The organism is Chryseobacterium sp. AC417, assembly GCF_979258215.1.
The window spans coordinates 2,051,247-2,068,119 of record NZ_OZ409845.1 but is presented as its reverse complement, the minus strand read 5'-3'; the positions used below and the strand labels follow the sequence as shown (position 1 = coordinate 2,068,119).

The following is a 16,873-nucleotide window of genomic DNA, read 5'->3' as shown; positions in this document are numbered from 1 at the left end:
AAACGAACCGTTTCAGTTTTGAAGCGGTTTTTTTTGGTTTTCATCCGAAATTAAATTTATGAAAACTTAAAAAGCATAAAGACTTTCAACAGGTAAAATAAAACCACCCGTCAAAATTTATTCTAAATTTCCGCCACCCCTCCAAAGAAGAGAAATTATAATTTTGTCATCGAAAAGTTCAGAACAAAAAAACGGCTTCAAATTTGAAGCCGTTTGTATTTTTATATAAATTCTGTATTAAAATTTAATAATAGAATTCATTTTTTCATTTTCTTCGTTCACCAATTCGTCGTCAACAAGAATTTTTCCTGAATGTTCGTCAATGATGATTTTCTTTCTCTGAGCAATTTCCATCTGTTTTTGTGGTGGAATTGTGAAGAAAGATCCTTTGGGAGCTCCTCTTTCAAGACCTACAACTGCAAGACCTGTAGAAGAGTTTGTTCGGATTCTGTGGTAAGAAGCTAGTAATCTTTCGTCAATTTTAGAAGCAAATTCTTCAGATTTTTTGATCAGATAATCTTCTTCTTTCTGAGTCTCAGAAATCAACCCTTCCAATTCTTCTTTTTTGAATTTCAGGTGATTTTTAAGATTTTCGATTTTAGTATTCAACTCGTTAAGAGTTTCTTCCTTGTGACCGATTTTAGCTCCGAATTCTTTGATTCTCTTGTCAGAAAGCTGAATTTCAAGTTCCTGATATTCGATTTCTTTTCCTAAAGCTTCAAATTCTTTATTATTTCTTACGTTATCCTGTTGAGATTTGTATTTATCGATTAAAGTTTTTGCATGATTGATCACTTCATTTTTATTATTGATCTGATCATTCTGCTCTTTAATCTCTGCATGAAATTTTTCCGCTCTTTTTTCTAGGCCTTCAATCTCGATTTCAAGATCTTCAACCTCGATTGGCAATTCTCCTCTTGTATTTCGGATCTCGTCCAATCTTGAATCGATGATTTGCAAATCGTATAAAGCTCTTAATTTTTCTTCGACTGAAATTTCGGTGATTTTTGCCATATCTATAGGAAATAATTTACTGGGTTTGTTTTTTCACTAGATTTTAAGATTGCAAATGTACTAAATTTTTGCGATAAAATTTCAAATAATTGTTGACTTACCAATTGCTCTGATTCATAATGTCCTATATCACAAATCAGCATTTTAGATTCTGCCAGGAAATAATCGTGGTATTTTAGATCTCCTGTGAGATACGCATCACATTTTTTTGAAAGTGCCGATTTTATACCGCTTGCTCCTGAACCTCCCAAAACCCCTACTCTTTTGATTTTCTTTTGATTAAAATCCGAATGCCTGATAATATTTAAATTAAATTTTTCTTTCACCAAACTTAAAAATTCCTTTTCATCCATCTCTGTTTCAAATTCACCGCACATTCCCAATCCCGAATATTGATTTTCATTTTCTAGCTGATACATCTGATGCGCAACTTCTTCATAAGGATGAGCCGATCTCATTGCGGTAAGAATTTGATTTTGTTTAAAAGATTCAAAAATCACAGAAATCATATCTTCATCGGCATTTTCACGAATATTCTGTTGCCCGGAAAACGGATTTGAGCCTTCAACGGGTCTGAAAGTTCCTTTCCCTTCTATTTTGAAACTGCATTCATCATAAAAACCAATGTTTCCGGCACCGGCAGAGAAAAGCGCTTCTTTTACCTTTTCAGAATATTCTTTCGGAACATAGACATTAAGCTGTTTCAAATTATTTTTTTTCGGCTGAAGGATTTTTAAGTTTTTTAAACCTAAAAGATTGCAGATTCCGGCATTGACTCCATGAAAATCATTATCAAAAGCGGTATGAACGGCGTAGATGGCAACTTTATTTTCGATGGCTTTTAATACTGCTCTTTCCACATAATTTTTTCCTGTGAGAGATTTTAAACCAGAAAAAATAATCGGGTGAAAGCAGACAATAAAATTACAGTTTCTTTGTATGGCTTCATCCACTACATTTTCCAAAGCATCATGACAGACCAAAATTCCTGAGACATTTCTTTCCGGGAGACCGCACAAAAGCCCTACGTTATCAAAGTCTTCAGCTTGTGGCATATCAATAAGCTTTTCTATTTCTGAAATTACTTCGCGTATTGTCATTTTATTATGTAAGTTTGTTACGAAAATAGCGTAATTTATTGTACAAAAAAACACCAATTATGGAAAAAGAACACAATCTCGTCCCAGGCGACGTACTTTGGAAAAGATTTTTGTACCGCGTCATTTACAGATCAGATACCCGTCTGGGAAAATTATTTGACGTCATACTTTTGTGTTTGATTTTGGTGAGCACTTTTATTATTTTAATGGAGAGTGTGCCTAAGATTGATAAGAAATTTCATATTTATTTTATCATTTCAGAATGGATCATCTCTGTTATTTTTTCTGCAGAATATTTTCTGAGAATTGCTGTTTTAAAAAATAAAAAAAATTACATATTCAGTTTTTTTGGCATTATTGATTTTCTTTCACTGGTTCCTTTTTATCTGAGTTTCTTTTTTCCGATTACAAAATACTTTTTGATTTTCAGAATGTTGAGAATGCTGAGAGTTTTCAGGGTATTCAATTTACTGGATTTTATGAATGACGGATATGTCATAGTAAGAGCTTTAAAAAACAGTTCAAGAAAAATTTATATTTTCCTGTTATTTTTAATTATTTTTTCGGTAATTGTCGGTTCACTGATGTTCATGGTGGAAGGGGGAAGACCTGGTTTTGAGACGATTCCTCAATCAATCTACTGGGCAGTGGTTACCGTAACAACGGTTGGTTATGGCGATGTATCACCCATTACGCCGATGGGGAAATTTTTTGCCGTCATTCTGATGCTTGCAGGTTATTCTATTATTGCAGTTCCTACAGGAATAGTAACTGCCGAAATGAGAAATAAAAGACAAAATCTGGAATTGATCTGCGAGAGATGCGGAAATGAAGATATTGATGATGATGCGAGATATTGCAAACAGTGTGGCAAGAAATTAGCATAGTACTTTCATCGAAACAATCTATTTATCTAATACAACAGAAATCATGGAACCACAAAAGAAAAACAGACCCAACAGTTTAGTAATTATTCTATTTGCTTTAATTATTTTAATGATCATCATCTATTTCATTCTTGTAATGTTTTTCCCTACAATATTTGATTTGATGAGCACAGGAGAAATAAAACCTGTACCACCAAGCGAATAAAGCAATTTATAATATAAAAAAAATTGGCTGTTCAATTATGAGCAGCCAATTTTCATTTATCACTAAATTTGTTTTTACTTTTTAATTATTTTCAAAGACTGTGCTGAGCCATCTTTCATCATTAATTTTAAAATATAAACTCCTGAATTCAACTGTTCCAAACGAACTACCGAATCAGGATTTTCAATTGTTTTCAAAACTCTTCCCGATACATCCATCACAGAAACCGATTTTACAGTGGTGAAATCTGAAATATTAATACTCTCTGTAAATGGGTTAGGATAAATTTTCACTTTAGACTTGACCTCAGAAACCTCAGAAGTTGCAAGAAAACTGCTTGATAAATTGATGGTGAAAATGTCTTCAATTTCATTATCCGAACTGCTGTAATGACCTACATTTACATAATATATTGTCCCTGCAACTGTTGGTACAGACATAATTTCTGTTTCGCCGTCACCTCCGCTATCTTCTGTATCTACACAGGTTAAAGCACTGCAGCTTCCGGTAAAAACTCCGACTTGAGGATCAAAAGAACTTCCGGTTGGCATATTCACCACGACATCAACAGTACCGCCATTTCCTGTAAAACTAAACCAGGTTCCGTCATTCATTCCATCAGAGCAAGTAGATAAAAATCCTGTATTGTTAGTTGCTCCTGCCGCATCAGATTGTGTGTAAGAATATGGAAAAGTATTCGCAGATAAAGCTCCTGAACAGGTATCATTAACAGGTGGTGGCGGAATTGTTCCCACACAGATATCAAAACTCTGATTGCTTCCTGCACCACCATAACTATATACTCTCACATAATATGTGGACCCAACCGTCAAACCAGTAACCCATGAAGATGCAGGATCTGAACATAACATATTCGTCAAACTGCCGCAAGATCCGCTAAAAACCTGAAAATAAATATCATTGCTGTTACTGGTGCCAATAGAAGCAATATTATTGAGTGAAATTTTGTGTGATGTTGCTGTTGCTGTAAATTTAAACCAAACATCGTCATCAGGATTTCCATAACACGGAGTTGGGCTCAATCCTGAATTGGTTGCTCCTAGAGTATATCCTTGAGTCGATGCAGTGCAAACGGCATTTGGATTAACTGTTAAAGTAACTGCGTTTGTGCATTCATCATTTGAGGGTTGTCCGGGTGCTGTTCTAAACATAATGACTGAACATCCCTGAGATTCTCCGCTTGTATTCACAGCCGTTACTTTTAGATAATATATTGTATTTGCAGATAAAGTCTGAGGAACCGTGAAACTGTTTGTACTTACTGATTGCTGGTTAACTACATCCGAGCCACCCAAAATAGTACCTATAGACACTTTGTAACTTGTAGCTCCGGGAACCGTTACCCATTCAATGGTTGGAGATAAAGGAACAAAAGATGAGTTATTGATTGGATAGATGAGATCGGGACAAGCAATTGTTGAATTTGGATTTATTCCGTTAAACGTAATTACAGATTTCCGATCACTTAAAAATCCATTTGGAGGGAAAGAAGGATTGGGATTATTAACATCACTTCGATAATACAATACTGAGTTCAGACCTGAATTATATCCGTAAAATGCGTCATTAAAACCATTTGCATCATAGCCTGCAGAATTTTCTTTCACAGCCAATACCAAATTTTCTGTGTTGTTATATGCAAAAGGTGCAGGAAGTACTACCGTCACTACTCCGTTAACGTTGGTTACTGTTCCTGAAAAAGCCTGGGTAAGCTGTGAAACAGGAATCCAGTCTGAAATTGAGGTGAAATTGTTTTTTGTAGTGCTACCAAGATATATAATCCAACTCGAAGAGTTGGTAATCGTTGAATTGGGATTTAGATAAAACTTAAGACCTGTAATATTTCCTGAAGAATTTGCATTGATTTCGTTTTTTGTGAAAATTTGCTGTACATAAGAATACCCGTAATATGTACTTACAGGAGCAGGTGAGACCGATGTACTTCCTGAGCCTAAATTTATTTGACCGTTTAAAAAAATATTAAAGGATAAGACGATAAAAAGTATAGTTTTTTTCATAAAGCATTAATAGCACAATTATAGGTAAATTTATAACATATATTTTATTACGCTATTAATATTACATTACGTTTGTAAAAAAAATTAATTTCCAAAAAGAATATGAATGTTTCTTTTTGGAAAATATTCATGAAGTGAAATTTAATTATAATATTCAGAATAGCATAAATAAAAAAATAGCGACCAAGAAGGTCGCTATCATTATTTAAAGTTTAAAAAAATTATTTTTTAATTACTTTGATTGTTTGTTTAGAACCATCATTCATATTTAAAATCACCATATACATACCTGAATTCAACTCTCTTAACTGAAGAGCAGAACTTGGTTTGTCAATAGTTTTTATTAATCTTCCGGCAATATCAACTATCGATACAGATTTTACATTTTTCACATCTGAGATGTTTAGCACATCAGCAAATGGGTTTGGATATACTTTGATATTGTTTTTATTAAGCGAACTTTCTACTGTCGATAAAGCAGATTGATTGATCGCAAAATTATCAATAAAGAAATCATTATCCGGAGTATCATCTACGGTACCATCTGTTCCATAAATAGCAAACTTCATTTGAGTTGTTCCGCCTGTAATCGTATAAGAAAACGCAGTTGAAGTATTTGAAATATTTGTAGATGCGTTCCATGACTGAATAGACGTCCATGTAACTCCATTATTATTTGACATCAGAACTTCGATTTTATCATCAGAACCCAATGTTGCCGCAGCTGTTCCATTCCATTCTGTCATTCCATAATCAAATGTCAAATCATAAGATCCACTAGATAAATTGAAAGTAGGAGAAACTAACCAGCCTGTAGTATTAGTTGAATATAGGTTGATTTTAGCTGCTCCGGTTGTTCCGTTATTAAGGAAACCATCTTCAAGCCAATTTGAAGCTGTACCTGTAGGACCAGTCCCTACAGTTCCACCAGAAGACTGGTTCCAGCACGCAGTGTTGATACTAGCAAAAGTATTGGTATAATTTGGGGTAATTGCCGCACATTCTGTTGTAAAATTTCTTATTGTACAAGAATTTGATGTAAGACCTCCGACATCATAAGCATTGACTGTGTAGAAATATTCAATACTATTAGCTAGCGGAGAAGTAAATGTATACGAAGTAACGTTTCCTACATCGTAATTATTCAATACATCTGTACCTCCTGAAGTAGTTCCTACGGTGATTCTATATCCTGTAGCTCCTGTCATTGCAGTCCATTCAATCGTTGGTGAAAGTGGTGCACCTGTTACTCCATTTGCAGGACTTGTAACAGACGGACAGAAAGTTTCAGTCGTAAAGTTTGCAGCAGAAGACCAAGAGCTTTTATCTGTTGCCGAACATACAGAACGTACCCAAACATAATATGCTGTAGACGATGATAATGATGAAAGATTAGTTGTCGCTGTAGTTGCAGTTCCTGTTGCTACAGTAGCAGATGTAGGAGCAGTATTTGTTGTTGACAAATAATATTCATAACCATTTGCAGGCGCTGTTGCTGGTGCAGTCCACGATACCGTTGCAGTAAATGCTGTAATTGCACTGGTAGATAAAGCAGTAGGTTCTACACATGAAGGGTTAACTTCCACAATGATATCATCTACATACAGATTAAACATATTGGCATCAGAATACACATTAAACCCAAAATAATAGACACCACTTGCTGTAGGTGTAAATGAGTAAAAATCTGTAACCGGAGTCAGAACATCTACGATACTTGTGTAGTCATGCAACACATTTGTCTGAGATGCCTGATTAGGTGCTGTACCATAAGTAACTTTCATTTTTTCAGTATAAAAAGCACTGTTGTTTCCATATTTATACTTAATTCTATACGTAGTTCCTGAAACTAAATTTACTCCTTGAGTGAAAAACCACGCATTAGCAGAATTTTGGAAATTGTAGTAATAAGTCAGTGTTTTATTTGTAAAACCATTCCCAGGGTCATTACTTATCACCCAGCTATTTCCAGATCCTGCATTTGTAGCTTGAGTACATGTAGGCATTCCCGGAACTGTAGCATTTTCAAAATCCAGTGTGTAAGGAACATTTGCAGCTACACATACTGTAACTATACAAGTGTTTATCCAGTTGCTGGCTTCTGTTGCAGTACATTTAGATCTCACCCAAATACAGTAATTGGTTCCAGGTGTTAATCCCGTTAAAGTAACAGCTGGTGTAGCAGAATTTAAAAGTGGGACTGTAGTAGCATTTGGTACAACTCCTGTACTGCTATAAAAAACATCATATCCTTGACCAGGTATTGTAGATGATGGCGTCCATGTAACATTTACTGTTGTAGGAGTTATATTAGAAGTGGCAAGAGCTGATGGCGCAAGACAACTTGGCGGCTGAGTTACTGTAAGTTTGTAATCATGAACCTCACCATATCCAGTAACATCGCAAGGTGTCGGATCATTGTTCCATCTGTCTGCAACTCTCATTCTATAATTCCCTGCTGTTACAGTTGAAGGCAAGGTGATTGTCCCATTTGTAGTTGTAGTAGTACCGCTTGATCCCGAACCAATCAATTCTGTTGTTGCATCAAAAGTGCCGTCATTATTAAAATCAGCCCAAATTTTTACAAATTGACCCTGATAATCATGTGTTGCAGAAAAAGAATAAGGAATCGTTGGAGAGAGTGTGACGGTCTGACTCGCAAAATAATCACCATATGTGTTTGATGAGCAACCAGTACCTAGGTGACTGAAGCCTGCCGTTAAAATCGTGAAATCATTGATCTGATCTCCACCACTGCAACCGCTCGAATAATTAGGTGTGCAATAGGTCTGTGCCGACAACATTAATCCTAATGCCGCAAAACCCATGAATAAAACTTTTTTCATTATAGTAATTTTATGATTAAAAAATCGAAATTAATAATTAATAACAACATCAACAATTAAATATTAATAAATTATCAAAAATTAACACATTTACGTCAAATTGAATTAGACTAATTTTATTTTATTATGTTAAAAACGAAAAATAATTGAAAAGTCGACAAATTAACTATACTAACATTTCTGAATTGTTCACAAAAAAAATAGCGACCAAAATGGTCGCTATCATTATTTAAAATTAAAAAATTATTTTTTAATCGCTTTGATTGTTTGTTTAGAACCATCATTCATGTTTAGGATCACCATATACATTCCAGATTTCAATTCTCCTAACTGAAGCGCTGAACTTGGTTTTGTTATAGTTTTCACTAATCTTCCAGCAATATCAACAACTGATACAGATTTTACATTCTTCACATCTGAGATGTTTAATACATCAGCAAATGGGTTTGGATAAACTGTAAGATTGTTTTTATTTACTAAAGTTTCAGAAGTCCCCAGACAAGCAGCAGCATCCGCTGTTGCAATAACGGTCTGTCTTGCAGATTCACAACCAGTACTGAATTTAAAATTATAGAAACACATATAGTATGTTGCATCAAATCCATTTCCAGTAACATTAGCTATTGAAGAAGTATATGGATAAGTAGCTCCTGAAGTATTTCTAGATAATCCAGCAGTAGGTAATGTTGGATAAATAGTATAGCTTCCTGCTGGTAATTCTACATCAATTGTAATAGTTTGAGCAGTTGCACCACCACCTACATTTGTAGTAAACGGAATAGTAGCTAAAGCCGTACCAGTACCAACTGACTGCGAACCACTAACTATTTTAATAGAACCTGTTTGTCCGCTTGTAATTGGGAAAATATCTACCGATTTCAATTTAGCTGTAGCCGTGGTTGTATAATAAACTCCCCAAGCAGTTGTTTGAGTTGCTATAGTACCTCCTTGAGTTGTAGGCGAAATTGGTCCTACAGTAGCTTCACTTCCTGTATTAGCAGAAACATAATAGTTCGTAGTTGTAGCAATTGGTGGGGTAGTAAATGAATTTCCAGTTGCTAAAGCTGAGCCACCTGTAGGAGAACTATACCAACTAAGTGTTGCGCCGGCAACTGTTGTCGCTGAAAGATTCGCAGTATTTCCTGGACAAACAGTAGCTCCCATAGTCGAAAGAACAGCTGGTGGCTGACATAATGTAGTGAAAAATGCAGAACTTGACCAAGCTCCTTTATCAGTTCCATTACAATTTGTTCTTACCCAGTAATAATACTGCGTAGAAGGAGTTAATCCTGATAAATTTGCAGTTACAACTCCAGCTGCGGTTGACCCAGAAGGTGTAGTTGTCACTGTAGGAGCAGTAGATGTAGTACTATAATAATATTCGTATCCATTAGCAGGAGGAGTTGTAGATGCCGTCCAACTAATAGTTGCTGTATTTATATTAATAGCAGAAGAAGCAAGTCCTGTAACAGTACTTGGACAACTAAGAATTGTAGTAAAGCTTCTTATTGTACAAGGAGTAGCAGGTGCAGCAGATGTAGCTGTGTAAGCAGTTACCGAATAATAATAAATTGTACCATTAATTAAGGGAGTCGTAAATACATAACTCGTTCCTGTTGGTACATCTGCGTTGGCAATAACATCATTTCCACCTGAAGTGGTTCCTACATTTACCTTATAACCAGTTACTCCGCTAATTGCCGTCCAAGTTATTGTTGGGGTTGTGCTAACACCCGTTGCTCCAGCTGTTGGTGCAGTTACGGTTGGGCAAAGTCCAAGTGTTGTAAAGTTTGCAGAACTTGACCAAGCTCCTTTATCAGTTCCATTACAATTTGTTCTTACCCAGTAATAGTACTGCGTAGAAGGAGTTAATCCTGATAAATTTGCAGTTACAACTCCAGCTGCGGTTGACCCAGAAGGTGTAGTTGTCACTGTAGGAGCAGTAGATGTAGTACTATAATAATATTCGTATCCATTAGCAGGAGGAGTTGTAGATGCCGTCCAACTAATAGTTGCTGTATTTGGAGTAATCGCTGAAGAGGCAAGCCCTGTGACAGTACTTGGACAAATTAGAATTGTAGTGAAGTTTCTTATTGTACAAGGAGTAGCAGGTGCAGCAGATGTAGCCGTGTAAGCAGTTACTGAATAATAATAAATTGTACCATTATTTAAAGGAGTCGTAAATACATAACTCGTTCCAGTTGGTACATCTGCATTGGCAACAATATTATTTCCACCTGACGTGGTTCCTACATTTACTTTATAACCAGTTACTCCGTTAATCGCTGTCCAAGTTATTGTTGGAGTTAAGCTAACACCTGTTGCTCCAGCTGTTGGTGCAGTTACGATTGGGCAAAGTCCAAGTGTTGTAAAGTTTGCAGAACTTGACCAAGCCCCTTTATTAGTTCCATCACAATTTGTTCTTACCCAATAATAGTATTGTGTAGAAGGAGCTAATCCTGATAAACTCGCAGTTATAACTCCAGCTGCAGTTGACCCCGAAGGCGTTACGGTATATGAAGGAATTGCGCTACTTGTTGTATAATAATATTCATATCCATTTGCAGGAGCAGTGGTTGAAGCTGTCCAACTAATAGTTGCTGTATTTGGAGTAATTGCTGAAGAGGCTAGCCCCGTAACAGTACTTGTACAAGTAGAATTAGTCAAAGTTGCAAAAGTACCCGTTACAGAATAACCGTCCCCACTTCCAGCTGCATTAGGAGTATGGGAATATATTGATTGTGCTGAACCATTTATTGCTTGAACTCTCGCCTGATAATTTGTTCCTTGATTCAAACCAGTTAAAACAACCGTGTTTGTACTAACAGGATTTCCGCTCCAGTTTGTCCAGTCACAAGCTCCCGGTAAACGATATTGAACATTATAAGTAGTTGCACCTGTAGGAGCAGTCCAATTTAATGTTGCTCCACTAGTTGTAATAGCTGTTGCAGCAGCAAAAGTTCTTACAGGTAACTGAGTTCCAGGTGTCCATTTATATTGTAATCCCGTTGGAATTTTAACATTCACATTATTAGTTCCGGAAAATTGCATTGCACTTGAGTTAGCAAAACCTGTAACAGCTTTAGACCAATCACAAGTTGTTCCAGCTGGTATATTACCAATCATAAGTGAATTTACATTGGTTGCATACGTTGTACTATTTCCTCTAATTCCCACTTGAGGAGCGATTCCTGATGTACTTACAGTTCCAGGATCAGTACAGTTTCCATAAACAATATTAATTTCACCAGTAGCATATACTAAACGTATTTGAAAGTTCAACCTTTCAGTCGCTCTATTAAAATAATTTGCATGATCCTGCCATTGAACTACAAATTCTGTCCCTAAATCCTGATATCTAACTTCATGATTTCCTACCGGCTGTGTTGTGTCACTTGATGAAAAACCCCCATCTTGACCAAAGGCAGAAATAGCACCTGTAGTGCTTTCCAAAGTTGACATAGGAGTATAGGTTGTACCACTTGGTGCAGCACCAAAAGTAATGAATCCGTTTGCACTTACATAAACAGTTGTTACTGCAACACCACCAAAAGTGAATGGTGATGATAAAGTAATAGCAGATGATACTTCATTATCATAAGTAGTGTTAGTTCCTGTCGGAAATAATTTTGTTCCTCCAGTGATTGGTGTATAAGCCACACCCGTACTTCTTGTAAAAGTATAGTTTGCAATATTTGTTTGTGCATAACTATTACCTCCCAAAATTAGCATGGCAGCTGCTAAAGCACCCATTAACCATCCTTTCTTTTTAGGATTGCCCGTCGTTTCTTTGCGACGAAGCAAGCCAATGTAGTTTTTCTTCATACTTAGTTAAATTAAAATTAGGGGGTGAAATTACACAATTATTACTATATGTTTCAAAATTTTACTTAATTTTTTAAACACAATTTATAAATTTGACTGATTTATTATGTATTTACCAAACAAACATTTAATTATTTTTTGTAACAAAACAGCAATGAAAGAACATAATATCCTGTTTTTCAAATAATTAAATATATTGACATAATAATTCATACATATTAAGAATTAAAAAAGCAGCTTTTACAAGCTGCTTTCAGATTTAAATTTATAATGAATCTAAATTAATTCAAATAGAATTCATATTTATTTAACAATTGGATTTCTTTTATCAAATCTCCATTAAGATCAACAGAATATTTCATAGACTGCAACTCAATATGAGAATCTTCTTCAGGATTTTTAATGAAAAATTTAAACTTCTGATCACCTTTATTCTGATCTAGAACATTTCTGAAAAATTCTAAGTCTTCTTTTCTGAAATCCATAATATCCATCACCAAAGAGATACTTTTTGCATATTTTTCAAAAGCTTCCTGAAGCTCAATAACATCTACAACATTAACGAAAACCCTTCCGTCTTTTACTTGGGCAAACTTTATTTTTAAAATCACAAAACGTTGCACCTCCAGTTTTTCTTTCAAACGCATGTAATCACGGTCACCCAATCTGAAGGAATAAGATCCTGAATAATCTTCCAAAGTTAAAAATGCCACTTTTTCACCACTTTTAAAACCATCTTTCACAACGTATTCAGTAATCAAACCTGCTACGGTGAATTCTTTTCCACCACCACCATTTTCTCTTTCTTTCTGAAGAGTTTTCCAGTCTTTCTTTTTTTCCTCAAATAATTCCGGTGGTTTATTGGCAAATGCCTGTTCTTTGTAAGCATCCACCTCATCGAGATTCAAAAATCCAAAATTTCCTTTTGGTTCAGCCTTCTTGGTAGTTTCTTCTATAATTTCTTCTTCGCCTGCAATTACATCATCAGAAATAATTTCAGCAATATCTACCACTTCATCTTTATCATCAACTTCCAGAATAGGAACATCATCAATCGCTACTTTTATTTCATCTTCTTTTTCAAGAACTGCTTTTTTAGAAAGCTTGCCTTGCATAAACTGATAATGGTATTTAAATTCATCCAAAGGATGTGCAGAAAGATAGAATCCTATAATTTCTTTTTCTTTATTTAATTTATGCATATTCGGCCATTCCGGACACGGCGCTAATTTGGGCTGCTCAATCTGAACTTCATCCGCAAAATCTGCAAAAAGAGAATTTTCCATCTCATTTTTACTCTCCTGAAAGCTTTGTCCGTATCTTATGAGCCGTTCCAGATTGGTTCTTCCTGCCATATCGATATCAAAATACTGACCTCTGTGATAGATGCTGAATTCGTCAAAAGCTCCTGCTAAAACCAAACTTTCCGCTACCCTTTTGTTCATTTGAGAAGGTGAAATTCTTTCAAAAAAATCATAAATACTTTTGAATCTTCCATTGGTTCTTTCCTTAGTAATACCTTCACTAGGTCCTTCCCCAATTCCTTTTATTGCACCCAAACCAAAACGAATCTGACCTTTTTCGTTTACCGAAAATTTGTATTGAGATTCATTCACATCCGGTCCCAAAACGTCTACTCCTATACTTTTACAATCTTCCATGAACATCGTAATCGAATCTGTATTATTGATGTTATTACTCATTACACTCGCCATATATTCTGCGGGATAATTTGCCTTTAAATACGCTGTATGATAAGCAATGAGGGCATAACAAGTAGAGTGAGATTTGTTGAAAGCATATTCTGCAAAGGCTTTCCAGTCATTCCAGATTTTATTTAACGGATCTTCGGCAAGGTTATTTTTTTTACCGCCTTCAATGAATTTCGGGTACATTTTATTCAGAACGTCTATCTGTTTTTTGCCCATCGCTTTTCTCAAAGTATCGGCTTCACCTTTTGTGAAATTGGCTAATTTTTGAGATAAAAGCATTACCTGCTCCTGATAAACAGTAATTCCGTAGGTTTCTTTTAAATATTCTTCAGTTTCCGGTAGATCGTAAACAATTTCTTCAATACCGTGTTTTCTGTTGATAAAATTTGGAATATATTTAATAGGTCCCGGTCTGTACAAAGCATTCATGGCAATCAGATCTGCAAAAACCGTGGGTTTCAGTTCACGCATATATTTCTGCATTCCCGGACTTTCATATTGAAAAATCCCAACCGTTCTTCCTTCTTTAAACAATTGATAGGTTTTGGTATCATCCAAAGGAATCGTATCCGGATCAATATCTACATTATGTCTTTGCTTGATTAGTTTTAAGGCATCTTTAATAATGGTCAATGTTCGAAGACCCAAAAAGTCCATCTTCAGAAGTCCGGCGCTTTCCGCAACTGAGTTATCAAATTGTGATACCAAAATATCAGCATCTTTTGCGGCAATGGTTACCGGAACCAGATTGCTTACATCCTCCGGCGTAATAATCACTCCACAAGCGTGAATTCCTGTGTTTCTGATACAACCTTCCATCTTTTTGGCACTTCCCAAAACATCATGACGCGGATCATCCGGGTTTCCTAAAACAAACTTCATTTCGTCGACCAGCATTTGGTCTTCAGGCTTCAGTTTATCATATTTTGCTAATGCTTTTGCAATATTCATCCCAGGACTCGGAGGAATCAATTTTGCAATGTTATTGGTATCAGAAATCGGAAGATCAAGAACTCGTCCGGCATCTTTAATCGCTGATTTCCCTCCTAAAACTGAATAAGTGATAATCTGCGCTACCTGATTTTTACCATATTTTTCAACTACCCATTTGATGATTTTATCCCGACCTTCATCATCAAAATCGATATCAATATCGGGCATTGATACTCTTTCAGGATTTAAGAATCTCTCAAATAGCAAATCGTATTTTATCGGGTCTACATTGGTAATTCCTGTGCAATAAGCAACTGCAGAACCTGCCGCAGAACCACGACCTGGTCCTACCCAAACGCCCATTTTCCGGGCTTCGTTACAAAAATCCTGTACAATCAAAAAGTAACCGGGATATCCCGTATTGGCAACAACTTCAAGCTCAAAATCCAGACGTTCTTTAATTTCATCTGTAATTCCTGTCTCAGCATATCTTTTTTTCGCACCTTCATAGGTTAAATGCGTTAAATATGCCATTTCACCACGTTTTCCTCCGTCAACTTCATCTTCAGCATGTATAAATTCTTCAGGAATATCAAATTTAGGCAAAAGAACATCTCTCTTTAAAGTATAAGGACTGAATTTTGCAGTGAATTCTTCATACGCATCAAACGCATCAGGATAATTCAAAAAAGTTTCCTTTATCTCGTGAGCATTTTTGATGTAATATTCTCCTGTAGCCAATCCTCTTCTCTTTCCAAAGCCTTTTCCGACAGGCGTTGTCAGTTTTTCACCATCTTTGATGCAACTTACAATATCCTGAATATTAGAATCATCTTTATTGGTATAATAGGTTTGGTTCTGTGCTAAAATTTTAACGTCATATTTGTCGGCAAAATGTAAGAGAACATCATTCAAATGCTCTTCTTCCGGCAGTTTATGGTTTTGAATCTGAACATAAAAATCATCTTCAAAAGTTTCTTTCCACCATTTGAAAAGCTCCTCCCCTTTTTGTTCACCGGTATTTAAAATCGCATCTGGAATATCTCCGTTGATACCGGAAGTTAAAGCAATTAATCCTTCTTTATATTCAGCAATTAATTCACGGCTGATTCTCGGAACTCCAAAATAAAACCCTTTGAGAAAACCTATACTTGAAAGTTTGGCTAAATTTTTATATCCGTTAAAATCTTTTGCCAGCAAGACAACCTGCGTTCTTCTGTCAGGATCATCTTTCGTAAACTGTTTTTGCTCGTAACGGTCTGAAATATAAAATTCACAGCCTACAACAGGAATCAAAGGCTCAGAAATCGGCTCAGCTTCATTAAATTCCGTTCCGTTTTCTTCGGCTTCCTGTTTTTTTGCTACATATTCTTTATGCTTTTTTGAACGGTCTGAGTTGGCAGATTCAACGGCAGAAACAAATTTGAAAGCTCCCATCATATTTCCTAAATCCACCATTCCGACTGCCGGAAACTGATCTTCTGTAGCCTTGTTAATTAAATCATTAATGCTGGAAGTCGCCGTTAATGTTGAAAAAACACTCTTATTATCGAAGTTAAAATATCTTCCTAAATCAATATCGTCGATACTTCCAACATCAGATTGCTTTTTCTTATTGTTAAAATCTGCAACCTGCCTTCTGATAATAATTCCAAAAGGCTTGACCGGATTTGGATGTAACGTTTTAAAATATGCTAGCTGATCTTCTGAAGTTTTCAAAACCTCAGCCGGAATAATTCCGATACGCATCATTTCAAAGAAAACCTGAGCCGTGGCATTTACATCGGCCGCTGCATTATGGGCTTCATCAAACTTGTGACCGTATAATTTTTCATACAGCTCTTCCAATTTCGGTGATTTGTATTTCCCTCCTCTTCCACCACCAAGCTGACAATATTCTGTGCCCAAAATCATGGTGTCTGCTTTAGGCTTTTCCTGAAGATTATCCTGTATATTTTTTCTGAAAAGTTCTGCGCCGACGATATTGTAATCGAACTCAACATTATGCCCGGAAACTACTCTCACTCTTTCCAGGACTTTAGAAAATTCTTCTAAAACTTCCTGAAGATCACGTCCCTCATCATTGGCGATTTTTGTGGTAATTCCATGAATTCTTGCGGCATTAAATGGTATATCGTATCCTTCGGGTTTTATAATATAATCTTGATTTTCAAGCAAATTACCTTCATCATCGTGCAGTTGCCAGGCAATCTGGACCATTCTTGGCCAATTGTCTGAATCTGAAAGTGGAGCGTTGAAATTCTTTGGTAAACCGGTGGTTTCTGTGTCAAAAACTAAATACATAAATATTG

8 protein-coding genes are annotated in these 16,873 nt (G+C 35.8%); 2 read left to right on the top strand and 6 right to left on the bottom strand.

Annotation, left to right across the window (positions count from 1 at the left end; genetic code table 11):
* Window positions 1-237 precede the first annotated feature (237 nt).
* Together ACZZ9T_RS09930 and ACZZ9T_RS09925 are read right to left on the bottom strand one after the other, a co-directional pair.
* The gene (locus tag ACZZ9T_RS09930; protein ID WP_463431735.1) at window positions 238-1,014 is read right to left on the bottom strand and encodes a zinc ribbon domain-containing protein; all 777 of its coding nucleotides are present in this window, start codon (window positions 1,012-1,014) and stop codon (window positions 238-240) included.
* Between the two features lie 2 nt (window positions 1,015-1,016).
* The gene (locus ACZZ9T_RS09925) at window positions 1,017-2,114 is read right to left on the bottom strand and encodes a Nif3-like dinuclear metal center hexameric protein (protein WP_463441956.1); all 1,098 of its coding nucleotides are present in this window, start codon (window positions 2,112-2,114) and stop codon (window positions 1,017-1,019) included.
* Between the two features lie 59 nt (window positions 2,115-2,173).
* On the opposite strand from ACZZ9T_RS09925, the gene ACZZ9T_RS09920 reads away from it, so the two are divergent.
* Both ACZZ9T_RS09920 and ACZZ9T_RS09915 read left to right on the top strand, forming a co-directional pair.
* Window positions 2,174-3,001 (top strand): ion transporter, encoded by an 828-nt coding sequence (locus ACZZ9T_RS09920; protein WP_463441955.1) that lies wholly within the window; start codon window positions 2,174-2,176, stop codon window positions 2,999-3,001.
* 43 nt (window positions 3,002-3,044) lie between these two features.
* On the top strand, window positions 3,045-3,206 hold the full coding sequence (locus tag ACZZ9T_RS09915) for a hypothetical protein (RefSeq protein WP_463431729.1): 162 nt from the start codon (window positions 3,045-3,047) through the stop codon (window positions 3,204-3,206).
* 74 nt (window positions 3,207-3,280) lie between these two features.
* Here ACZZ9T_RS09915 and ACZZ9T_RS09910 read toward each other — a convergent pair whose 3' ends face one another.
* The 4 genes from ACZZ9T_RS09910 to dnaE form a co-directional block, all read right to left on the bottom strand.
* Window positions 3,281-5,245, bottom strand: a complete 1,965-nt coding sequence (locus ACZZ9T_RS09910) for a T9SS type A sorting domain-containing protein (RefSeq protein ID WP_463441954.1) — start codon at window positions 5,243-5,245, stop codon at window positions 3,281-3,283.
* Between the two features lie 221 nt (window positions 5,246-5,466).
* Window positions 5,467-8,091 carry a GEVED domain-containing protein gene (locus tag ACZZ9T_RS09905; RefSeq protein ID WP_463441953.1) on the bottom strand — a complete coding sequence of 875 codons (2,625 nt, stop codon included), beginning with the start codon at window positions 8,089-8,091 and terminating at the stop codon, window positions 5,467-5,469.
* A gap of 243 nt (window positions 8,092-8,334) precedes the next feature.
* Window positions 8,335-11,916, bottom strand: a complete 3,582-nt coding sequence (locus ACZZ9T_RS09900) for a fibronectin type III domain-containing protein (RefSeq protein ID WP_463441952.1) — start codon at window positions 11,914-11,916, stop codon at window positions 8,335-8,337.
* A 281-nt stretch (window positions 11,917-12,197) separates the two neighbouring features.
* Entirely contained in the window at window positions 12,198-16,865 is a 4,668-nt protein-coding gene (gene dnaE, locus ACZZ9T_RS09895; protein WP_463441951.1) for a DNA polymerase III subunit alpha, read from the bottom strand.
* Window positions 16,866-16,873 lie beyond the last annotated feature (8 nt).

Coding starts and splice junctions, on each gene's coding strand:
- ACZZ9T_RS09910 (WP_463441954.1), bottom strand. CDS start 5,245: ATGAAAAAAACTATACTTTTTATCGTCTTATCCTTTAATATTTTTTTA.
- ACZZ9T_RS09905 (WP_463441953.1), bottom strand. CDS start 8,091: ATGAAAAAAGTTTTATTCATGGGTTTTGCGGCATTAGGATTAATGTTG.
- ACZZ9T_RS09920 (WP_463441955.1), top strand. CDS start 2,174: ATGGAAAAAGAACACAATCTCGTCCCAGGCGACGTACTTTGGAAAAGA.
- ACZZ9T_RS09930 (WP_463431735.1), bottom strand. CDS start 1,014: ATGGCAAAAATCACCGAAATTTCAGTCGAAGAAAAATTAAGAGCTTTA.
- ACZZ9T_RS09915 (WP_463431729.1), top strand. CDS start 3,045: ATGGAACCACAAAAGAAAAACAGACCCAACAGTTTAGTAATTATTCTA.
- ACZZ9T_RS09925 (WP_463441956.1), bottom strand. CDS start 2,114: ATGACAATACGCGAAGTAATTTCAGAAATAGAAAAGCTTATTGATATG.
- ACZZ9T_RS09900 (WP_463441952.1), bottom strand. CDS start 11,916: ATGAAGAAAAACTACATTGGCTTGCTTCGTCGCAAAGAAACGACGGGC.
- dnaE (WP_463441951.1), bottom strand. CDS start 16,865: ATGTATTTAGTTTTTGACACAGAAACCACCGGTTTACCAAAGAATTTC.